General features: G+C 52.5%; 16 protein-coding genes. 7 read left to right on the forward strand and 9 right to left on the reverse strand.

The window, feature by feature from the left end:
• Positions 1-77: 77 nt before the first annotated feature.
• Positions 78-1,037: an MraY family glycosyltransferase gene (locus RS891_RS29915; protein ID WP_113053063.1), complete on the forward strand. Its 960-nt coding sequence runs from the start codon at positions 78-80 to the stop codon at positions 1,035-1,037.
• A 202-nt stretch (positions 1,038-1,239) separates the two neighbouring features.
• Here the strand turns inward: RS891_RS29915 and RS891_RS29920 are convergent, their stop codons facing one another.
• Genes RS891_RS29920 through RS891_RS29935 form a run of 4 tightly spaced genes read right to left on the reverse strand, consistent with a single transcriptional unit; the run spans position 1,240 to position 7,491 of the window.
• Positions 1,240-3,198, reverse strand: a complete 1,959-nt coding sequence (locus RS891_RS29920) for an amino acid ABC transporter ATP-binding/permease protein (protein WP_315793940.1) — start codon at positions 3,196-3,198, stop codon at positions 1,240-1,242.
• Between the two features lies 1 nt (position 3,199).
• Positions 3,200-5,074: a thiol reductant ABC exporter subunit CydD gene (cydD, locus tag RS891_RS29925; protein WP_315793941.1), complete on the reverse strand. Its 1,875-nt coding sequence runs from the start codon at positions 5,072-5,074 to the stop codon at positions 3,200-3,202.
• Position 5,075: 1 nt separating this feature from the next.
• Positions 5,076-6,092 carry a cytochrome d ubiquinol oxidase subunit II gene (cydB, locus tag RS891_RS29930; protein WP_113053347.1) on the reverse strand — a complete coding sequence of 339 codons (1,017 nt, stop codon included), beginning with the start codon at positions 6,090-6,092 and terminating at the stop codon, positions 5,076-5,078.
• A complete protein-coding gene (locus RS891_RS29935) occupies positions 6,076-7,491 on the reverse strand; it encodes a cytochrome ubiquinol oxidase subunit I (RefSeq protein ID WP_113053066.1) in 1,416 nt (471 codons plus the stop codon). The genes cydB and RS891_RS29935 overlap by 17 nt, the downstream gene beginning before the upstream one ends.
• Before the next feature lie 429 nt (positions 7,492-7,920).
• On the opposite strand from RS891_RS29935, the gene RS891_RS29940 reads away from it, so the two are divergent.
• The 4 genes from RS891_RS29940 to RS891_RS29955 are packed head-to-tail and all read left to right on the forward strand — an operon-like array spanning position 7,921 to position 12,230.
• Complete coding sequence (locus RS891_RS29940) at positions 7,921-9,219, forward strand: hypothetical protein (protein ID WP_113053067.1); 1,299 nt, start codon at positions 7,921-7,923, stop codon at positions 9,217-9,219.
• The gene (locus RS891_RS29945; protein ID WP_315793942.1) at positions 9,216-10,127 is read left to right on the forward strand and encodes a glycosyltransferase; all 912 of its coding nucleotides are present in this window, start codon (positions 9,216-9,218) and stop codon (positions 10,125-10,127) included. The genes RS891_RS29940 and RS891_RS29945 overlap by 4 nt, the downstream gene beginning before the upstream one ends.
• A 1-nt stretch (position 10,128) precedes the next feature.
• A complete protein-coding gene (locus tag RS891_RS29950; RefSeq protein WP_315793943.1) occupies positions 10,129-11,562 on the forward strand; it encodes a glycosyltransferase family 4 protein in 1,434 nt (477 codons plus the stop codon).
• Entirely contained in the window at positions 11,559-12,230 is a 672-nt protein-coding gene (locus RS891_RS29955; protein ID WP_315793944.1) for a class I SAM-dependent methyltransferase, read from the forward strand. Before RS891_RS29950 ends, RS891_RS29955 begins: the two co-directional genes overlap by 4 nt.
• Positions 12,231-12,314: 84 nt before the next feature.
• Here RS891_RS29955 and RS891_RS29960 read toward each other — a convergent pair whose 3' ends face one another.
• The 5 genes from RS891_RS29960 to RS891_RS29980 form a co-directional block, all read right to left on the reverse strand.
• The gene (locus RS891_RS29960; protein ID WP_315793945.1) at positions 12,315-14,333 is read right to left on the reverse strand and encodes a glycosyltransferase; all 2,019 of its coding nucleotides are present in this window, start codon (positions 14,331-14,333) and stop codon (positions 12,315-12,317) included.
• A gap of 46 nt (positions 14,334-14,379) precedes the next feature.
• Positions 14,380-16,284, reverse strand: a complete 1,905-nt coding sequence (locus RS891_RS29965; RefSeq protein WP_315793946.1) for a glycosyltransferase — start codon at positions 16,282-16,284, stop codon at positions 14,380-14,382.
• Positions 16,241-18,613, reverse strand: coding sequence for a glycosyltransferase (locus tag RS891_RS29970; RefSeq protein WP_315793947.1), 2,373 nt, complete (start codon positions 18,611-18,613; stop codon positions 16,241-16,243). Before RS891_RS29970 ends, RS891_RS29965 begins: the two co-directional genes overlap by 44 nt.
• 80 nt (positions 18,614-18,693) lie before the next feature.
• The gene (locus RS891_RS29975; protein ID WP_315793948.1) at positions 18,694-20,100 is read right to left on the reverse strand and encodes a DUF6385 domain-containing protein; all 1,407 of its coding nucleotides are present in this window, start codon (positions 20,098-20,100) and stop codon (positions 18,694-18,696) included.
• Between the two features lie 45 nt (positions 20,101-20,145).
• A complete protein-coding gene (locus RS891_RS29980; protein ID WP_113053074.1) occupies positions 20,146-20,643 on the reverse strand; it encodes a DUF6385 domain-containing protein in 498 nt (165 codons plus the stop codon).
• A gap of 232 nt (positions 20,644-20,875) precedes the next feature.
• Here RS891_RS29980 and RS891_RS29985 point away from each other — a divergent pair, with 232 nt between their 5' ends.
• Positions 20,876-21,409, forward strand: a complete 534-nt coding sequence (locus tag RS891_RS29985) for a hypothetical protein (protein ID WP_315793949.1) — start codon at positions 20,876-20,878, stop codon at positions 21,407-21,409.
• Between the two features lie 33 nt (positions 21,410-21,442).
• Positions 21,443-22,024: a hypothetical protein gene (locus tag RS891_RS29990; protein WP_315793950.1), complete on the forward strand. Its 582-nt coding sequence runs from the start codon at positions 21,443-21,445 to the stop codon at positions 22,022-22,024.
• Positions 22,025-22,102 lie beyond the last annotated feature (78 nt).

Consider the following 22,102-nt stretch of genomic DNA (forward strand, 5'->3'; position numbering starts at 1 on the left):
TAATGACATCGACAGATTTCCTGTTTAGCTCGTATAATAGGGGGAAATTGGTAGATAGGAGTGAATCAAGCGAATTTATGGTATACATACTGGCTTTTATGCTGTCTTTTGCTGTCGTGGTTCTGCTTATTCCGCCGCTTGGTCGACTGGCACATCGGCTCGATTTTGTGGACAAGCCCCGAGAAGATGTGGAGCGCAAGCTGCACAGGCAGCCCATCCCGCTGACGGCAAGTTACGCGATATTTACTGGATTCTTCCTGACATACATTGCTCTTACGAAAGAAATTTCTTGGGAAACAGCGGCTCTGGTCGCTGGGGGAATGCTTCTATTAACGATTGGTACAGTCGATGACTGGTACAAAACGAAAGGCAAGGACTTCCCTGCCCTGCCTAAAATGATCATTCAAGTCTCGGCGGCAGTACTCGTATTTGCTTCCGGCATTGCGTTCACAGGATTTGTGAATCCCTTCAACTCCGAATACATCATGCTCCCGATCTGGCTGCAATTTATTCTGACGATCCTGTGGATCTTCGGTGTCACGACAGTCATTAACTTCACGGATGGTATGGACGGACTGGCAGGCGGTTTGTCTGCCATCTCAGCCATTACACTGTTTATCGTTGCAATGACCAAAGGGCAAACCGATTCTGCCCTTATGGCCATTACGCTGGTCGGTGTAACCCTTGGGTATCTGAAATATAACAAAGCTCCCGCCAAAGTGTTTATGGGAGATGCAGGAGCTACGTTTCTCGGCTTTATCCTGGCGGTAATCGCCCTGGACGGTGCTTTCAAACAAGCAACTATGCTGTCCATCTTCATACCGATTCTGGCACTTGGTGTGCCAATCTTCGACAACATTTTTGTTGTCATCAAACGTTTCATTCAAGGTAAAGCCATCTATCAGGCAGATGCAAGTCAAGCTCACTATCGCTTGCTGCGTGCAGGTCTGAATCACAATCAGGTGGTTGGCGTCCTGTATCTTATCAGTACCTGCCTTTGCCTCTCGTCCATAATTTTGATGCTGGTGGAGATGTAAAATTAGAAACAAACGTTTCAACAAAAGGTGTAAAAAAAGAGACGAGCCCACTGATCCTGTGGCCCGTCTCTTTACTATGTTGCTGATGAATTGGACTACCCTTTAAAAGGGCACCAGCTACCATGTCGTGCACAAACCTCTGTCAACGCCCCTTACCTTACCCTACCCCATACCTGCCCCTGCCTGCACCTTATATTCAATTTTATCTGGAAGCTGCAGGCGGTAGCGGAACTGCAGGTTTCTGCCCATCTGCCCACCCCGGTCGATCAAGTTCAACGAGACGGCGATAACGCTCTTCCCGGATCAGCAATTGTTCGTGAGAACCCTGCATGGTAATCTGTCCATTTTCCATAAAAATAATTTCATCCATCCGTTCCGCTCCCATCAGGTGATGGGTGACCCAGATCATCGTTTTACCCTGCATGCTGTCCATAATCGTCCGTATGAGGGCTCGTTCCGTCACAGGATCAAGTCCTACCGTCGGTTCATCGAGAATAACGACAGGTGTTTCGCGAAGAAGTACCCGGGCCAGTGCAATCCGCTGTCTCTCTCCACCAGAGAAACGAAGTCCGGTCTCCAGCATCGGGGTGTGATAACCCTGCGGCAAAGATTCAATGAGATCGGATAAACCTACTTGCGCAGCCACTCGCTGGATTTCTTCATCTGTTGCATGCGGACGGCCGATCCGCAGATTGTTGGCTACCGTTGTATCAAATAGATGTGGACTTTGGTTCAGCACCGCTATGACATCCGTTATATTTTCACCCATCGTTTGTACCGGAAGGTCATTGATCAATATGTTCCCGGCGGAAGGGAGCAACGCTCCCTGAATGAGCTTCAAAAGGGTTGATTTCCCACCGCCACTGCGACCGAGAATAGCCAAGCGTTTACCTTGAGGTAGATGAAGGGTTACCTCCTGCACCGCACAAGGAGCATCTGGCGTATAACGATAACTCACCTGTTTAATCTGAATATCGGCTCGCAGTCTGGGTGGAATGCGCAGACGGATACGTCGATCCGAAACTCTTTCCGTAAGCTCCAGGGGACCCATCAGTTGTCCATGCGGTCCAGCTACCGGTTTGCTGCTTGATACTCCAGAGGTCCAATCCTCTTTGGCTCCGGCTGCTGCATTCGCTTCTTCAGTTCCAGACTGTTCCGGTCTATGTTCTTCACCTTCCAAGTGCTGCAATCGCGTCAGCGATTCCCGATACTGCGGGATATGCTCCACGGCATCTCCTATGGGCAGCAGTGCTTCCGTGAGCGGAAACAACACAAGCACAAATGCAGCAATCATGACCGCAGGCAGCTGTCCCGAAGAAGCCGCATTTCCCGCCCATAAGGTCACGGATACCACCATTAGTCCGATCACACATTGGGCAACCAGATCACGCCAGCGCGTCCATTGCCGCAAGCGGAGTCGTAAACGATCCGCCTGTACTTCTGCCTCTTCCTGCCCACGCACAAATTCTTCAGCTCGTCCACTCGCTATCCAATCCCCGAGGCCAAGCACACCATCGGTCAGACGAGTGTACAACTTGGCATTCTCCCGCTTCAGCCGCACCCGCAACTTCCACGTCACACGGAGGGAAATGGCAGGCAGCACGGCAACCAGAAACAACATGTACAACCCCATCCACAGTGCAAAACCCAGATCAACGCTGCCAAAGGCCACAACAGCTCCACCGTACATCATGAGCGCCGTAACCGCCGGAAATACCGTACGCAGGTAAATATCCTGCAGTCGTTCTACGTCCTCTGCAAGAGCACCAAGTACGTCTCCTGTCTGCATGCGAGAGCGCAGGAACAATGCCTGCGGCTCCAAAATCCGGTATAGCTTCACACGCTGATCCGCAAGCACACGCAGAACGGCATCATGTCCGGCCAGTCGTTCGACATACCGGAATACGGCACGGAAAATTCCAAATGCACGAACACCTACGATAGGTACATATACCATCAAAATATTTTCAGGACGGAGCGCCGACTTGGAGATCAGAAACCCGGAGGTGAAGAGCAGCAGCACAGCACATAATGTAGCACATATCCCCAGCGCAATGACTGCCACGAGTCTCCAGCGGTACTGTGCCACGTACGGAGTGATCCAGCTATTCTTTTTGCTCCTGCTCCGGGCTGCTTCTGTCTGCTCATATCCGGCTTTCATCTCACACCGCCTCCATCTGGGCCTGAATCATCTGGTAATATACGCCTTGTCGGACCAACAATTCCTCATGTGTTCCTGTCTCTGCAACCGTGCCTCCATCCATCACAATAATGCGATCCATATGGGGCATCCAATGCAGTCGATGTGTTGCCAGAAAAATCAGCTTACCCTCAAACAGCGGCAACATCGTCTGTTTCAATTCATATTCGGTCTCCACATCCAGATGTGCAGTCGGCTCATCCAGCAGTAGGATCGGGCGCGCACTAAGCAGAGCTCTCGCCAGCGCCACCCGCTGTTCCTGTCCTCCACTGAGCTGCCTTCCCCCAGCCCCAATCGGTTCCTGCAACCCATTCGGTAAGGAGGAGGCAAGCTTATGCAGACCTGCTGCGTGAATGGCGTCAGCCACCTCCGCATCCGAAGCTTCAGGCATATAGAATCGAACATTATCCGCTAAGCTGCCACTGAAAATAGTTGGATGCTGCGGAATCGCCGCCGTTTGTTTTCTCCAATCTTCCATCATCTCTGGAGATAAGGGCTGGCCGTTATATAAGATTTGACCTGAAGTAAGCTGCTGGAAACCTGCCAGCACATCAATGAGGGTTGATTTCCCTGCACCGCTCGCTCCGATAATTCCTACTTTGCCAAGACCGGAAACCTGAAACGTTACATCATTCAGCGAACATGGCCCGTCTTCCTGATGCCGTACCTGTACGTTAGTGAGCGCCAGTCTGCTCGTTGCCTCCCAAGAGGGTGTCAATGAGCAATCAGCCACGCCACTTAGGGCATTTATCTCACGCATAACCACCCGTATGGTGGATGGATTCACACCGCTTTGGCCAGAAGAAGGCTCAGGTGAAGAGATTTCACCATTCTTTTCTGACTCTTCATGTAGAACAGCACTCGTGTACGCTTCCTTCTGCTTACGTTCAGCCAGTTTCCCTCGTTCAATCATCTGGCTGATTGCTTCCCCGGCCTCTTTGCCGTCCAGTGTAGCGTGGTAATCTGCACCTACCATTCGTACAGGCAGGAAGTATTCCGGTGCGAGAATGAGAACGGTCAGCGCTGGTCCAAGCAGCATATGTCCTTCCGTCAGGCGCAGCCCCAACCCAACCGCCACCGAAGCCACCGATAGCATGGTGAAGAAATCGAGTGCGAAGGAGGACAGAAAAGCCATACGCAGGGTAGACATCGTAGCCTTGCGATAACGCTGACTGACCCGAATGATCGTTTCCCCATGTTTTCTGCTTTGTCCCAGTGTTTTGAGTGTTTCCAGCCCACGCAGCGTATCTACAAAATGATTAGCAAGCGCTTTGTACGACTTGAACTGTCCATCGATCTTGCGTTGTGCAGCCAACCCCACCAAAATCATAAAAACAATCAGGATCGGCAGCGTCAGCGTCAAGATAACCCCGGACATCATATCCAGCTTGAAGACATAGAACAGAATAACGATTGGCGTGAACCCCATCCCAAGCATGCGGGGAATAAACAATTCAAGATACGTCTTATACTGGGCTGTTCCTTGGCGTGCCAAGGTTACCAGGTGCCCTGTTCCTTCAGTTTTGGCAAAACGCGGTCCCAGCCGGAACCACTGCTCCACCATCTGTCTACGCAGACTGTTTCCTGTCTTCTCCGCGTACCGCGAAGCGATGAGCTGCAACCAGAATGACAGGGAATAGCGGGCGGCAAAAGCGGCCAAGAACAACAGCAGCACCGGGTACTGCCCCGTTACAGGTGAACCTTGAAACAATGCCGTAATCGCCTGTGCCAGCCATTTCGCCTGCATGATAATCGTCATCGCCTGCAACAGTACCAGCGCTGAGGCCAGCGCCAGTACCGGCCGGATGCCCGGCAGCTTCAGCAGCCCCCGTCCCATATCAGTACTCCAAGTGATGCTGATCGTTCAGACGTTTGCGGAAAATGTAATAACTCCAGATCTGATAGCCGAGTACAAACGGAAGTAGCGTACAAGCCACAATCGTCATCACTTTCAGCGAATATGCACCGGATGAAGCATTATAGACTGTCAGATCAAACGCCGAACCCATAGAACTCACCATGACCCTAGGAAACAGACCGATAAACACGGAGGCAAACGCGATAGCAATGACGGCGCCCGTCATACCGAAGGCCCAGGCTTCACGTTTCTGACGTACGAAGTAAGCCGCCAAGCCCAATGAAGCAGCGCCCAGGATTACCATAATCCAGAGTGCCCAGCCGCGTACGGCAAATACATCGGTCATGAAGTATGTCATCACGGCGTAGACCGCGAGAATTGCGGCCAGCGGCAGCATCAGCCTTTTAGCCATATTCAGGGCACGTTCTCTAAGATCTCCGACGGTCCGCAGTGAAGCAAACAGTAAACCATGCACCAGACACAACAATGTCACGCTCAACCCACCGACCACCGTATACGGATTAACGATGTCCAGGAAGCCTGGACGAAGCTGCATCTGTGCATCAATAGGCAGGCCTTTCATCAACGTAGCGAAGACAACCCCGAACAGGAATGGCAGTAACGCACTGGAGACTACGATGATGATGTCCCATGTTTTGCGCCAGCGTTCATGTCTCATTTTGCTGCGGAATTCAAAGGCAACTCCGCGCCCGATCAAGGCCAGCAGTACCACGACCAGCGGCAGATAAAAACCGCTAAACAGCGTAGCATACCAGTGCGGGAAGGCTGCAAACATTGCACCCCCCGCCGTAATCAGCCAGACTTCATTGCCATCCCAGAACGGACCGATCGAGTTGATCAGGGTACGACGTTCACGATCCGTTTTGCCAATCATTGCAGTGGACATGCCCACACCAAAATCAAAACCTTCCAGAAAGAAAAAACCTACAAACAAGACAGCAATCAGCAAAAACCACAACTCACTTAGTGACAACAGAATAACCCCCATCCACGCCGAACGGATCGGCCGATTCATCATGCTCCTCCGGCTTCTCGACTGCATATGGTCCTGCCTTGATTTCACGAACGAACAGATAGACCATCACAATGCCGAGAACCGTATACGCTGCTGTAAAAGCAATGGTGGAGAATAAAATCTGTCCTGCGCTTACGTTCGGGGATACCCCGGCTGCGGTCGTCATGTAGCCGAATACCGTCCACGGCTGCCTTCCCACCTCAGTCATAATCCAGCCCGACGTATTGGCGATAAACGGCAGGGAGATGGCGAACACCATCAGACGCATAAACCACTTGCCTGCTCCCTCCAGCTTGCGGCGCATCGCCAGGAATGTACCGTACAGAGCCAGCAAAATCATCAATCCACCCGCAGCAATCATAATGCGGAAGCTCCAGAACGTTGTCCGTACCGGTGGAATATAGTCCCCTGGTCCATACGTTTGCTCATACTCCGCTTGCAGCTCCTTCATACCTTTGACACTGCCGGAGAACTTGCTGTAGGACAGATAACTGAGCAATCCAGGGATTTTGATCTCGCCGGAATTCTCCTGTTTGTCCGGATCGATAAAGGCTACCACCGTCCATGGGGCAGGGTCTTCCGTCGTCGTCCATGTTCCTTCACTTGCTGCCATTTTCATTGGCTGCGTCTCCACCAGATATTGCGCCTGGAAGTGACCCGAGAAGGCAACACCCAGCGAGGAAACCAGACCAATAATGATGGCAATGTTGAACGACTTGCGGAAAATCTCCACATCCTGCTTCTTCATCAACTTGTAGGCACTAATCCCGGTTACGACGAATGCACCTGTCATCAGGGCACCGAAGATCGTGTGCGGGAACTCCACCAGTAGTTGACCATTCGTAATCAGTGCAAAGAAATCATTCATCTCTGCGCGGCCATTATTAATCTCGAAGCCAACCGGATGCTGCATGAATGAATTGGCTGCCAGAATCCAGAGCGCGGACAGGAATGTGCCGACAAATACCAGCCAGATACACGCCAAGTGCACCTTTTTGGACAAACGATCCCATCCGAAAATCCAGAGTCCAATAAAGGTAGACTCCATAAAAAACGCCAATAAGGCTTCCACAGCCAATGGCGCACCAAATACATCCCCGACAAAACGGGAGTACTCCGACCAGTTCATGCCGAACTGGAATTCTTGCAGAATGCCTGTGACTACACCGACGGCGAAGTTAATCAGGAACAGTTTTCCCCAGAATTTGGCCATCGTTTTGTAAACTTCCTTACCCTTCACTACGTACAACGTCTCCATAATCGCTACCAGCAGCACAAGACCGATGGACAGCGGCACAAAAAAGAAATGGAAAATCGTTGTGAGCGCATATTGGATACGCGATAACATGATCGGATCCATACCGTTACCCCTTCTTTCTGTTCATATCACAGTTTTCGTATTTGGCATTGAAGCCCCTTCTTCCGTTTCTGTCAGCCAAACACGTATTGATGAACGTATTGTGCCAGATAGACTATTTTATACATGTGACAATTATCACAAACCCTGCCATGACAGCAAAAAAAAGTGACGATGGTCACACAATAGAAAAAATTAAACCTAATCTTTGGGCTTGCCAGCTTCGTCTATTCACGGAAGATGCTCATGTTTGGGACGGAACGCCCATATGTTAGTGTCAGGCATAAAATACGCTGGGCAAAAAGGGCTTTACATATTGAATCATTGGAATCATTGATATCATTCAAAGCCGCACCAATCCGATTTTTATCAGGTGGTGCTGCTTCAATCCATGAACGGACAAAAATGCAAATCAAGTGAGGTGATTTGTCGATGGAAGAGATGTCTCCGATTCTGGACCCGGAGCCTCATCAAAGGGCAGATGCAGAAGAGTCTAGTACGGCTCTGCCTGCCTTTCGTTATATACTTTTCCCCCGGAAAGGAGGATGGTCTACCTTTCCCTATCCAGACATCGCTGCGCTAATGGTTGCCGAAGGGCCTGTCTACTATGTCAGCAGTCTGGAGCGATCCGAGGAAATGCCTGCGAATATCTCCGTTATCACGCTTCACGAAGCTGAGAAACTGTTACAGGAGCCACGTACGGTTGCTGTGGTTGCGCATCCCTACTGGCTGACTGCCACAGCCTCGCTCCATCCGGAGCTCTGTATTGTACTTCTTCCTGAGCCGGTCGGTGAAGAAGCCGAGTCCCCCTTGTGGGAGAGCTGCATTTCAAGACTGGTCGGTATCGCCGATCTGGTGGGTACGACTTCAGAAACACGTTATATGAAGCTGGTATTCCAGGGTGTACGTGCCATCTGGCTGAATGGAGAGGATACCTCCCCTGCTGGTGTCATGCAAAAGGATGACCTCGAAGTTCCTCTCCGGGACTATGAACTGCTATTTCTGCATGCGCTTCGGCAGACCCTCTCAGGTGTTCCGGATACGGTCACCCGGCTGCAATGCAGTGTGCGTGCCGACTTCTATCGTCAGCTTCGTTCCAAAGCAGGAGCGCATGAGACGATTTCCTTTTTGCTGGCAGCCTATGAATATGTGCTAGAGGATTCCAGAGCGGCCGCTTCACTCAAGGAAGCATTCTCCCACGCGGTATTAAACGGGCGCAATGATTGTGTAAGCTCCCACTATCGATTCCTCTCCGCGATTCATGCGAGGGCCGGGGAAATCGATAGTGCGTTGCAGGTGTATGGAATCAGCGCAGGCAGCGAGCAGGAACGTCACCATTATGAACAGCTCTGCCGCTGGCTTGAAGCCGGGGAGGAACAACTTGTCCGGGCAGAACTGCTGCGTCTGAATGATGATTATGGAAATGCATTGCACATTTTGGATGAACTCGGAGGCGAAACGGCACGGCATTGGAAATTTCGTATCTATCAGGAGACTGGACATGTGGAAGATGCATTAGATTTGGTGCACGCAGTGGATATCCAAGATAGCCCCAGCCGACAGGATTATCGGCAGCTGTCGGGTCTAGCTCTGGCTCTGCGCGGGGAACGTCACGGGGCGGTGAGACAATTTCTGGAGACGGCACTGGAGGATGAAGATGCTCTTGCGCGAATCGTCGAGATGGAACTGTTGGATCAAGCCGTCCAGCAATTGCTGGGGGAGGTGCCATGATGCTGGACCCGAAGAAGCGTATACAACATGTGAATGGACCGATGGTGCATAGGAAAATACGATCCGAGACATCTCATACTCCAACTGAAACGTTGGAATTACCGCACGCTGAACCAGGTGACCAAGGGGATCAGGATGCCGGTAAACACCAGGAAACAGGCCTATATAGAGAGCCATTTACCGTTCGTCGTGTTCGTAAAAGTCAGGGCAATAAACTGACCGCTATGCTTCAGGTACGTAACGAGCGCGGGCGATACCTGGAGGAAGTGCTGGGCGACCTGAGTGAATTCGTAGATGAGATTGTCATTGTGGACGATGCCAGCACAGATGGTACACCCGATATATGCAGAGCCTATCCAAAGGTCGTTCGTCTGGAAGTGCTGGAGAAGCCGTTATTTGCGGAGGAATGGCGATTACGCAATGCGCTATGGCAAGCAGCAGTAGGTACCTCACCCGATTGGCTGCTCTCGGTTGATGCCGATGAGCTATACAGCATGGAAGCGAAGAAAGCGATACGCGCTCTGATTAACCAGGATCATGCGGACTGGATCGCTTTCCGCTTCTATGATATGTGGGGCGGACGAACTCACTATCGGGAAGATGAGCTTTGGGGGCTTCACCGACGTCATACCGCTTCCCTGGTCCGTTATATGCCGGGTTATCCTTACTTTTATCCGCAGCAAAATCATCATGTGCCTCGTCTTCCCTTGCCCTGTACCGTACTGCCCGGAATCAGCACGGAATTGAAAGTCCAGCATCTTGGCTGGGCAGGAAGTCTGGAGGATCGGGTTCGGAAATATTTGCGTTATAAACGAATTGATCCACACGGCGAGTGGGGCAGCCTGGAACACTATGAATCGATTCTTGATCCGGATCCCCGACTGATTCCGTGGAAGGAGGAGCAGTGAGATGGGCGTTGTCAGCATATTGACACACAGCTTCACCGATGGATATAACCGGGAATTCAGCCGGGTGTTCGGGGGCGGCCTGGAGCGTTACGTCCTTGATTTGTGCAGTGTAATCCGCGGATTGGGACATATCCCCGAGGTTCATCAGTTGTCCTATTTTGAAGCTTTTCAGACCCGCACGGAACAGATCGATGTATATGGGTATGCCTACGATATGAATGATGTGCCCGAAGCTTTTGCCCGAATGGCTGCCGCAGCGCGAGGGCCTGTGATCTATGCAAGCTGTCTGTGGCAGCCCATTGCCTACAAGCCGGGCAGCCTCGGCATCTGCCACGGGATTAACTGGGATCGTCCCGCGCTACCGCTGGAGACCAAGCAGCAAGTCGCTGAGCATATTCAGCTGGCACTGGATGGACTTGTACGCATCGTGTCGGTGGATTCACATTTTCAGACCTTTTGCCGTGCTGCTTGTACGTTTGCGGATGCCAGTCAGGTCGTGCTCATTCCCAATGCAGTGGATACCTCCTACTTCACACCTGCTCCGCCAAGGCGTACGTTCGAGCATGAACAGGAAGAAGAATGGCTGGCTGCATGGAAGAAGGATCTTGCAGGCCTTGAAGATCATGCTGAAGCTACCGTCTCGGGGTTGAATGCTGCGTCATCCGCGAGGGGAAGAAACGATGGAGACGGCATGGTACGGGCGGACAGATCCGAGGTGACAGTAATCGCTGAGGAACTGGACTCGGGGAATATCCGACAGGGCCACATTGGTCGGCAGCCAAATGAGCTGATGGGTGAACCTTTGAAGGATCAGGGCGACGACACACCGGCTGCAATTCATGTGAACCCATCGCGTCCACTGCGCATTTTATATCCGCGCCGCATCAGCATGGAGCGGGGCATTATTCCGATGATGCTGGCAGCTGACCGACTGCTTGGTGCCTTTCCTGATCTGGAAGTCGAATTCGCCGGGGAGCTGGTTGAAGGCAGCACGGTGGGTCGATCCTTCCGATACTGGCATCGCACGCACCCCCATGCGGATCGAATTATACAGCGCACGTATGATTTTCGGGATATCCGCGAGGCCTACCATCAGGCAGATATCGCCGTGATCCCGACTGTCTTCTCGGAAGGAACATCCTACGCTTGTCTGGAGGCGATGAGCTGTGGGCTTCCGGTTGTTGCTTCCAATGTTGGCGGACTGAATGATCTGATTCAGGATGGCTTCAACGGACTGCTGGTACCTCCAGGGGAAGAAGCGCTGACCGCCGCGCTGGTGCGTCTCGTTCAGGATAGAGCCGAGCGGGAGCGGTTGGGAATCTATGCCCGCGAGACGGCGCTATCCTACGACATATCCCACTGGCGGCGGAGATGGAGTACAGTATTGGAATCTTTTTTGGCAGAAGCAGGATTAAAGGAGGGAATTCGGGGATGATGGATACGCCAAATGCAACAGATTTCACGGAATCAAGATACATTCGGGAGGGTGACCCCAAAACGGATACATTGGTTTTTCCACTGCATCCTGCGTGGTGGAGCCGTCCGTACGAGTACGAATGGGCACGCCAGTTTGCACGTCAGGAAGACGTCGTACTCGACGCTGCCTGTGGTATATCCCATCCATTCAAATTCTGGCTGGCAGAGCACTGCCGGGAAGTTCATGCCTGTGATTGGGATGAGCGTATTTTGTCCAGAGAAGCGATCCGGCTGGATATCGCTTCTGATTTTGGTGAGCAGGCCGCACGAGACCTGCCGGAATCGAGCCTGGACCGACTGCATCTCGCGCAGGCCAATCTGGCTCAGCTTCCGTATGAATCGGAGATGTTTGACAGCGTATTCTGCATCTCTGTGTTGGAGCATCTGGATACAGGCACGATGCTGCGCGCCTTTCGCGAATTCGCCAGGGTGCTGAAGCCAGACGGACGGTTGATAGCCACGTTTGATGTACCCGAGATGCGCCCTGATCTGCTGGAGACCATTATGGCTGTCACTGGACTTACGATCGAAGGCAAGCTGAGCGTGAAAGAACCGGATGATGCCATCTGGTCTGACATGTATGGCCCGGCAATCCGTTGTTTCCGTGCTGTTATTCGTAAAGAGTAATTGGGATGAATAAATGGGATCACTGATGAGGGGCATAGATTGAGATTAACTCTATATCCTTAAAACCCTTGGATTGCCTAAGCGTTAAAGATGAACCAGCAGCATGCTGCACTGGTTAGCGTATGCTTCAGTGGATGCTGCGCCGGGTGATGTCAGGCGCAGCAGGGTGTGCAGGCCCGGCGGGATGGTGGTCGCCGGGCTGCCGGAGGCGGCGGGTTGCCGTGCAGTGACTTGGGCCCATTCGGCCCAATCACGCGCAGTGCGCTGCCGCCCTGCGAGCAAAGCGAGCGTGCCCGCCAGTACCATGGCGGGCACTTCGTGCGTGAAGGGCTGCTGCGCGCCATGCGGCGTGCCGAACAGCGCAAGCAGCCCTTCACGCACGCTCGCGGGCGCGCGCAGCAGCCCGCAGCGGGCCGCAGGCGGAAGCGCCGCGAGCAGCGCCGGCGCCTGGCCGGGCGGCAGGGCCTGCAGCAGGCGCAGCCATGCGGCCCAGGCGCCTACGCGCGCAAGCGCCAGCGCCGCGGCGTGCACGGCCTGCGGCGCTGGCAGGGCGCAGCTGGCCGGGGCGCCGCCGCGCAGCAGCGCTTCCGCTGCGCGGGCTGCGTCTGGCGCGGCCGCCTGCTGGCGGGCATTACGCCGCGCTGGCGACGACGCTGCGGCGCCTCGCGCTAAGCCAGCCGCAGCCCGGGTGCGGTGCTCGCCGGGCTGCTTGTGGCCGAGCGCCCACAGCGCCAGCGCCGCCTCCGGCCCGTGCTGCGCATGCGTCGCCCAGGGCTGCAAGGCCGCCCGGGCAGCGGCCTCCTCGCCGAGCTGGGCCAGCGCCAGCCCGGCGGCGAGGGGCTGCGCCCGCAGCACGGCGGCCAGCGATGCCTCGTGGCGCAGCAGCCATTCCGGCCGATGCGCATCCAGCGCGGCCGGGATCAGCGCCTGCCAGGCCGCAGGCGGCAGGCTTACCCGCTGGGCTGCGCTTGCGATGACGTTCGGCCGCCCGCTAGCTGCGGCCAGCAGCAATAGCCGCTGCCATGCTTGCAAGCTGCCGGGCTGTACGACGAGCGCAGATGTATAAGCCTTAGCTGCCTCCTGCCAGTAGCCTAGCCGTTCATGGGCCATGCCTTCCAGAGTCAGGCTGCGATACGTTCCGGCACCGGAAACGGACGTATATCGACTGGCTGTGGATGCTGCCGCTTTGGCCTGCTTGAGCCAGTCGAGCGCCGCAGCATCCTGTCCCTGATCGAGCTCCAACACAGCACCAAGCTCCAGCAGATCGGGGAAGTCAGCATACAACGGCCTCCATTCCTCAACGATAGCAAGTGCTCTCTCTGGGCGGCTACTTTCCCGCCAGGCATAGGCCGTTTTGAGTACCAAATCCGAATGATATCCGCATTCCGGCGTAAGCTTCGCCAGCAAAGGCTGTAACAGCCTGAGCGCTTCATCGTATCTCGCTTGCTGAAACCACTCAGCGGCCATGGCATATAACAGTTCCGGTTGATCCGGCGACTCATGGAGAGCGGAGCGAATCAGCCGCATATTTCGCTCGGGTTTATTTTTGCCAACAATAAAGTGCTCCAGATAGCCATAATGAATAATTTCAAGCCCGGAGTCGACCACACCCCACGGAGCGAAGGATAGAATTGAAGATGCCACTTCTTCATGAATCATGCCTTGAAAAGCAATCCGGGGATCGTTCCGAAATAAACGACACACCGCATCCGTCACACGCTCTTCTCCAGACATTCCGAGCAAACTTGTGACCTGTATCCAGTATCCCCATACGTCGTCCTGACCTGGCTCCAGGAGCCGCTTCATCTCCGCCAGATTGTGCGCTGTAGGCATCCAGACTTCATCCGCATCCAGTACCAGGATCCAAGGATGAGTGGCAGCAGCAAGGGATAGGTTGCGAGCAGCACTAAAATCTCCGGTCCATGCTGCACTGATGACAACCGCACCATGACCACGGGCAATGTCGATCGTCTCGTCCGTTGATCCCGTATCCACAATGATGATCTCATCCACAACATCCTGAATAGCATCCAAGCATCGCTGAAGCGACCCGGCCTCATCCTTCACGATCATGCACAGGCTGATTCCTGTCTGCATGTTCATCCCTCCGTCCTTCCTATACGGGGTTCTGCTGTCTTTCATTCAATCCTCAAAACTCAAAACCATCCGGCCCCGGTAGATCCAGTCTAATCTGCTGAACCACAGGCCAACAACGTTCTCGCTGTCCTTCTGTCCCTTGAGCGAATGCCTTCAAATGATGATCCGCAGCACTGACAAGCCCTTTCACCAACCAGCTGGTTCCCACTCGTGAATCGAAGGCTCCGGGAAATGGTTCTCCCGTTTCCTGCCGTGCGCCTTCCACCAATGGATACACGCCTTCTGCCAACTGCCCCTGACCAAGCTGAACCAGCGTGTGCAGCACATCCCATCTCCCGGATTGCACACATCCGTCCATCATCATTCCAAGTGCCTGCCAGCCATTATACGCTGTTCCAGCAGCCATTTTTGCGTCATTATTTTGCGCTACAGCTTGTGAACTACTGATTCGTTCTGTCTGTTGATATGGCTCCGACTCCGTATTCGGATGCGAATGACGAAACAGCCACGCAGTCAGTTGATCTTTCCCCTCGATCGGTCTTCCTTCAATCCAGTTTAGTCGCTCTATCCAATGGGTAGCCGGTACAGAAAGCTCTCCATTTTTTCGCCGTACCGTATCCAGCTTAAGGCGTGCCTTGTTCCATTTCCCCTGTTGAATCTGGAGCAGAGCCTCAGCCATGGATAACCTCTCCCTCATCTCCGCTGAAGGGTGTGAAGATATGTCTGGCAACAACTGCACAGCTGTATCATAGCAACGGCACTGCTCCAGGATGCCCAATACTTTCTGGATCGCCTCTTCTGAAGTGATTGCAAATCGCTCCTTAATGAGCTCCACCAGATGTTGCTCTTGACCCGAAACCCGCATGATCCGAAAAATTCGGTACAACGGCGGCAGCAGACTTGATTTGGCACGGACTGCTTCCACATAAGCATCCACTGCACCTTCAAGGTCCGCTCGACCTTCCAGCAACCTCCCCAGGGTGTACCAGGTCTGATAGGTTCCGATTCCTTCTTCCGTATGAAATATGGGTGGCGGTGGTCCCATACGGACTGCTTCACGCAGCGATAGCTCTGCCTTTTCTGTCTCGCCCAACGCCTCCTCACATACTCCGCGATGATGCAGCAGGTCCGTGTATTCCGGGAAGAGTTCAAGAGCAGCATGGATGTGATCCAATGCTTCCTGCCAGCGGCTCAAATGCTGGAAACAGCGAATCTCATATTTGAACAACAGATGTGCATAACTTGTCAGGGTTGGATCAATTCCCGCTTTTGCTATCCCAAACGTCTTCAGCGCCTGTTCCGTTTCTCCCATCCGTAGATACTCAACACCCAGGTTATAGTGATGAAACGGCTGCTCTGGATCTTCCTCCACCGCCTGTTGAAGCAAACGCAAATTCCGGTTCACCTTATCCTTGCGCTCCACAATGGCCGTCTGATACCCGTAATGGTGAATGATCATGTCCGTCACGTGAAAAGCAGCCTGTGGATTCTTCCGACAGATTGCCACAGCGATCTGCTCATGAATCCGACCCTCAAACCGATGCTTCGGCTCGTTCCTGAAGAGGCGCAATACCGGATTTACCGTCACCCCCTGCTGACCCGAACCTGTATAGTTATGGATATTTAAAAACAATCCGTCACATCCGCTGGCTTCCGTCCAGCTTCTGATCTGTTCCCGTGCAGTCTCATCCAGCGCCTCGTCCGCATCCAGAAAAAGAATCCATTCGCCCGAAGCCCGCTCCAGCCCTGCATTCCGTGCCGCGGCAAAATCGTCGCTCCACTTAAACGGCACAACCACCGCCCCATATTTCGTGGCAATGGCAGCACTTCGGTCCGACGAACCGGTATCCACAACAATGATCTCGTCCACCGCTCCGCGAACACTTTCGAGACAATGAGGCAACAGCTCTTCTTCATCCTTCACGATCATGCATAGTGAAATGTGTTTGGTCGGCAAGCTGGTTCCTCCTTTCCCTTGCATGGAACACCGTACGCCAAGGAAGTCCTTCGGCGGTGCGAAGCTGCTGTTCCAGCACAGTTTGTTGTGCTATAAGCACCTTTTCAGCAGGAGAACGAGTTAGTTCTTGTCTGATGACCCCCAGCGCCAGCCACATATAACAGACAGCAGCTCCAGCTCTCGCCTGCCGTTGTTCTGAATCCTTCTCCAATGCCTGCTGGAAAAGAATCAATGCCTGATCGTAATGCCCTTTGGCATACACGGCTTCCCCAAGATAGAAGAGGCTTTCCGCATCCAGATCGCCTTGTGACATACATTGAATCAGCAGCTCTGCGGCAGCCATGGTGTATCCCTGACGGTAAAGAACAGCGGCCAGCCATCGGCTATAATCACCATTTCCGTCGTGTTCAGAGTGAATTGCAGACACCTTCTCGTACAGCTTCTTGGCAAATGCCAATTGCCTAATCTGCACTGCCCGAATCAAAACGTTCTTACTCAGCTCCACTGCAGCCTGACGCGTCTGATGATCTATTTTCCCATCTATATCTTCTTTGACATGCACCTGTTTCTCCTCTTCCAAAAGGCCATTCAGCAATCTCCAGCCTTCCCTCTCCTGAGGTTTTGCTGCGGCCACTACTGATTCAGTTATAGATAATTCATTTATCCAATAGGTCAATGCCAAATCTACTCGCTGTTCATGCGGGAGGTTCCTGACCTCACTTCGTTCCTCACTCCAAAGATTCTGCACGTATTGCAGCGCATCAGATATCCTGTTGGCACATAACATCCAATACAGATAATCTTCATGGTTTATACGCGTATTTCGGGCATCTCTATGTAGCAAGTTCAATGCCTGCCCATACGCTCCACTGGAAGCAACTGCATGAACCACATGCACCAGATCATCCTCGTATGTTATTAAGCGCGGATCTGAATCCTCTTTCTTTGAGCGGTCTTTCTCTGAATGCTCTTTCCAGCGTGCAAGTAATGTCTCTGCTATGCTTTCATCCGTCTCTCCGGATTGCTGCAATACATCGGCTAATCCTGTCCATGCAGGAGTATACGTGATCTCGCTTCCCAGAGCCAGGCTGTACAGATGAGCAGACTCCTGCAGAAATCCTCTTTTCTGTGCAAGCCTCCCCATGGCTGTATAGGCTTTATAGCTATCGCAACCTGTATCCGTTACGTAATGTCTTTGCATTTGGGCTGGCTCTCTGTGAACATCATCAAAGGATTTACCCACAAGCAATTCATCGCTTTCCGGTTTATCTGTCTGCTCAATTACCTGCTGATGTATGCCTCGAATCTCTGCCTTGTTATCGTCCTTGGGATCAGCTCCACTGAAGCCCTCCCGGCAATTCACTGCTCTGGCATAGGACTTGTAGGCCCTCTCCTCCAGACCCTGCTGCTCCAAAACCTCTCCATATAGCAAATGCAGGTCGGCATATCCCGTATATCGCTGTCTTTCTCCAGCCAATAGCCCATGAGCTTCGTCATAGCACCCCATTGTCAGAAGAACTCTGGCATAGTCCCGAACCAGGGTGGAGCGATACGGAGCGTGCAGCGGTGTATGAAGAAAGGATTCAGTAAAGGCTTCTGCTGCCTGTTCAATATGCCCTAGCTGGCAGTACGTGACCCCAACATTATAGAGGTGGAAAGGCTGCCCCGGACGATCGGCTAGTTCCCGCAGCAAAAGCTTTAGATTACGCAATGGTTTATCTCCTTGAGCAATCGTGGACGGCAAATAACCATCATGAACCAAACGTAGTGGAGTCAAAGGTTCATGATCAGCAATCCAGCCTTCTTCACGGGTAAAGGAGCTTTTTCTGTCCTGATCATCGTCCTCCTGTTCTCTACCATCCCTTGTACCGCCACGAACCAATTGCTCATGGATACGTCCGACATACCGATATCCTTGATGAGCGCGAAAAAGACGCACAGGTTGGAAGATGACACACTCTCCCGCTCCCTCGCCAATTCGGTTCTCTATCGTAATCCGCAGTCTCGAAATGCCCTTATGGACCTTCGGTAGATAATCCAAAAGCTCTTCCAATCCCTGTATGACATACTCATCCGCGTCCAGACACAGAATCCATTCTGTGCTCGCGAGAGGCAAACTTATATTTCTGGCATGTGCAAAATCATCTTCCCAACGGGTGTGGAGCACCGTTGCTCCATAATGTCTGGCAATCGCCGGAGTACGGTCTGTTGAGCCGGTATCTGTAATGAAGCATTCGATGCCAATCGACTTGAAGCCGTCGAGACAGCGGGCCAGATGATGTTCTTCATTTTGCACAATCATATGAATTCCGAGTAACCTGTTCTGCATATGCAGCCACCTCCAATGCAAAAAAAAGTACATGAAGCCCCCAAAAGGGACTCCATGTACCTATATGACAACAAATCGGGTTATGTGCCTTGTCCATTGAAGAACACATCAATCGTACTTGGTGCTCCCAGCAGACTGGAGCGGTAGGAAAGACGTGTATATTTGAGAAAACGCTGCGGCACCAGTACATCCACCGAGCCTGGCAAGATCCCGGTTACCGTGTCCACATCATCGTACCAGTTGGTACCGTTGGCACTGATTTCGACGCGGGCATCTACCCGGTTAAGCCCTGGACCCCTGTTATATACAAAGAAAGAATAAGTGCCGAATACACTCGTCGTGACTGCCGGAAGCGGTGTAAACGTGTTTGCCGTCGGCGTACTAAGAAGCTGTGATTCCTGAAAGCTCTTTTGCGAGATGGATGTCACACTGCTGAGTGTACCCGCTGTAATCGTGGCTCCCAATACGCTGGTAATGGTACCATTCAACAAGTTGGTCAACGTTCCGGCTGTAATGGTGGCTCCAAGCACACTGGTAATCGTACCGTTAAGCAAATTCGTTAACGTTCCCGCTGTCACGGTAGCTCCAAGCACGCTGGTGATTGTACCATTTAACAAATTCGTCAGTGTTCCTGCTGTAATCGTAGCACCAAGAACACTTGTGATGGTACCGTTCAACAGATTGGTCAGCGTGCCTGCGGTAATCGTGGCTCCAAGCACGCTATTGATGGTACCCGCCGTGATTGTTGCTCCCAGAACACTCGTGATCGTTCCGGCTGTGATCGTCGCTCCAAGTACACTCGTGATCGTACCATTCAGCAAGTTCGTCAGTGTTCCCGCCGTCACTGTGGCTCCAAGCACGCTGGTGATCGTTCCCGCTGTGATGGTCGCCCCAAGTACACTCGTGATGGTACCGTTCAGCAAGTTCGTCAGTGTTCCCGCCGTCACTGTGGCTCCAAGCACGCTGGTGATCGTTCCCGCTGTGATGGTCGCCCCAAGTACACTCGTGATGGTACCGTTCAGCAAGTTCGTCAGCGTCCCTGCGGTCACTGTGGCTCCAAGCACGCTAGTGATGGTACCATTGAGCAGGTTTGTTAATGTCCCCGCCGTCACGGTTGCCCCGAGCACACTTGTGATCGTTCCGGCAGTAATGGTAGCTCCCAGAACACTGGTGATCGTACCATTCAGCAGGTTTGTTAGTGTTCCGGCTGTGATGGTTGCGCCAAGCACGCTGTTAATTGTACCCGCCGTGATCGTTGCTCCGAGGACGCTGGTAATCGTTCCGTTCAGAATATTTGTGATGGTTCCGGCATTAATCGTAACGGTAGTCAGACCTGAGATATTACTAATCGTACCATCCAAAATAATTCCCAGTACATTCCCGCTTGTATCGGTGTGAACCGGCTGGGCTGTGCCTGTACTATCATGACCAAAAATCAAAGTTCTGAGATTATCCGGATTCGTGTTAAACGTTGTAAAGTTAGGCATATGCCTCGTCCTCCTCCCTGGTCAAATCGGTTGTATTCCACGTTCTTACGGCATACGCTGCGCCTGAAAATAAACATCGAGCCGGGTTGGCTGATCCGGTTCAACCGATTGGATAACCAGCCGGGTATAACGCAGAAATCGTTGCGGTACCAGCGCTTTGGTCTGACCTCCGGCAATCACTTCCTGGCTGTCCACAGCATAGTCTCTGGCATTGGGGCTGATCTGAATCTGCACAAGAGCCGGATTTTCACCCCGATTTACAATGCCATAGGTGTACATGCTGAGTGATGAGGTGTCTTGAGCCGGAAGAGAATTCATACTACCGTTTGTCTCGGCTCCGACATACGTATGCTCTGTAAAACAGTGAGTAGCACCAGGGAGTGTCGTACGTGAGGAACCACCCTGCTTGAACCGGGGACGAGTAATCCGGGAACAAGGAGGTTTCAGCAATTTAGCGCGGCAGGAACGACGGGATTGGCGACGGCTGACATATTTAGTTGTTTGGTTCGTTTTCTTCTTGCTACGCTTCGCTGTTCGACTCATATCGATTTCCCCTTAAAAAATGTGCTTCCGCATCGTATGCCTGCATGTAAAATACGGGCACGGCATACGCCGTTATTTGAGGATTTACTGTGTATATCCCAAACCCTTATCTTCTGCCCTACATATACTGCAAGTACAACCTCTTTACGTTCCTATTTCAAACTTTCATAGAAGCACACCATTCCAAAAATCGCTTTGGTTATCTTATTCAGGCAGATTGGAGGTGGATTATATGACCAATTCCAATGTTTTCAACCCAGCCAATAGTCCCTTATATACTCAGCTGTCCAATACATTCTCCGCCCCCGGCATTGAGTCCACGCCAGAGGGAGGAGCGGCGGCGGCGGGCAGTTCCTTTATACTGACAACTGGCAGTGTCAGCGTAGGTTCCGGACTAAATCTCCTGTTACAGGTAGTAAATGCAACTGGCAGCGGGCGCACACTTTACGTTTCCCGAATCAGTGGAGGCACAACGGCAGCTGCAACCCTCATTGTATACTCTGGTGGTACCATAACGGGTGGCACTGCACCTGCACCAGTCAATACACATTTAGGTAATGCCAATGCGAGTGTGATGACAACAAGACAAAATACGGGAACGTTAACGGGGACATTAACAAGCCTGATCAGCATCCCCCTTACGGCAGGCATTTATATGTTAAACCTGAACGGCTCGATCATCGTCCCTCCAGGACAGACATTATCTATCAGTGCGGGAACGGGATCCCAAACCGCCTCAATAAATCTTTCCTGGTGGGAATTCTGATTTGTATATTGAAGAAAGGGCGGTGTATGTACAATGCCGAATAATAACGTATTCAACCCGCAGAATAGCCCCGTCTATACTTCCATTACGAATACGTTTACCTCACCCGGTATTGTCGCTCCGCCTGAGACGAATGCCGGCAGCACGGGAAACCTGTACAATGCAGGCTCAACCAACTCCACGACATTGGGATTGCTGGGTGGAAGTGTTATTGCCACTGTACAACTGAGCAACCCCTCCGGGAGCGGTAAAACTGTATATATATCACGGCTTTCCGGCGGAATCACGGTCGCGCTCAACTTACTTTCTTCCTTCAGCGGCAGTATGAGCCTGAGCACAAACGGGACGATAACATCACCAACCACACTCACACCCGTAAACAATAATTTAGCAAGCAGTAACACCAGCATTGCAACGGTCCGTTTCTCCACCGCTGCTTCCACAGGTGCCACAACCTTGATCGCCATGCCCTTACAGGTAGGTCCCTTTCTGTCCAATGAGCTAGGACGTTACGTGGTTCCTCCCGGTCAATCCATTAACCTGTCGATGAGCGGTTCACTCTCAGTTGGGGGGCTGATGGCCTCAACCTCCTATTTCTCTTGGTGGGAAGTATGATGTACTGCCCTATTAGATGGAAATAGCCGCTAACGGATATGTCCGTAGCGGCTGTTTATTGTTTATCTTTTTATCTTC

The sequence above is a fragment of the Paenibacillus sp. BIC5C1 genome, assembly GCF_032399705.1.
In the GTDB taxonomy this organism is placed as follows: domain Bacteria; phylum Bacillota; class Bacilli; order Paenibacillales; family Paenibacillaceae; genus Paenibacillus; species Paenibacillus taichungensis_A.

Bases quoted from the DNA above. Each gene is read 5' to 3' on its own strand.
- RS891_RS29915 (WP_113053063.1), top strand. From the start codon at position 78: ATGGTATACATACTGGCTTTTATGCTGTCTTTTGCTGTCGTGGTTCTG.
- RS891_RS29920 (WP_315793940.1), bottom strand. From the start codon at position 3,198: ATGAAAGCCGGATATGAGCAGACAGAAGCAGCCCGGAGCAGGAGCAAA.
- cydD (WP_315793941.1), bottom strand. From the start codon at position 5,074: ATGGGACGGGGGCTGCTGAAGCTGCCGGGCATCCGGCCGGTACTGGCG.
- RS891_RS29935 (WP_113053066.1), bottom strand. From the start codon at position 7,491: ATGGATCCGATCATGTTATCGCGTATCCAATATGCGCTCACAACGATT.
- RS891_RS29940 (WP_113053067.1), top strand. From the start codon at position 7,921: ATGGAAGAGATGTCTCCGATTCTGGACCCGGAGCCTCATCAAAGGGCA.
- RS891_RS29945 (WP_315793942.1), top strand. From the start codon at position 9,216: ATGATGCTGGACCCGAAGAAGCGTATACAACATGTGAATGGACCGATG.
- RS891_RS29950 (WP_315793943.1), top strand. From the start codon at position 10,129: ATGGGCGTTGTCAGCATATTGACACACAGCTTCACCGATGGATATAAC.
- RS891_RS29955 (WP_315793944.1), top strand. From the start codon at position 11,559: ATGATGGATACGCCAAATGCAACAGATTTCACGGAATCAAGATACATT.
- RS891_RS29960 (WP_315793945.1), bottom strand. From the start codon at position 14,333: ATGAACATGCAGACAGGAATCAGCCTGTGCATGATCGTGAAGGATGAG.
- RS891_RS29970 (WP_315793947.1), bottom strand. From the start codon at position 18,613: ATGCAGAACAGGTTACTCGGAATTCATATGATTGTGCAAAATGAAGAA.
- RS891_RS29975 (WP_315793948.1), bottom strand. From the start codon at position 20,100: ATGCCTAACTTTACAACGTTTAACACGAATCCGGATAATCTCAGAACT.
- RS891_RS29980 (WP_113053074.1), bottom strand. From the start codon at position 20,643: ATGAGTCGAACAGCGAAGCGTAGCAAGAAGAAAACGAACCAAACAACT.
- RS891_RS29985 (WP_315793949.1), top strand. From the start codon at position 20,876: ATGACCAATTCCAATGTTTTCAACCCAGCCAATAGTCCCTTATATACT.
- RS891_RS29990 (WP_315793950.1), top strand. From the start codon at position 21,443: ATGCCGAATAATAACGTATTCAACCCGCAGAATAGCCCCGTCTATACT.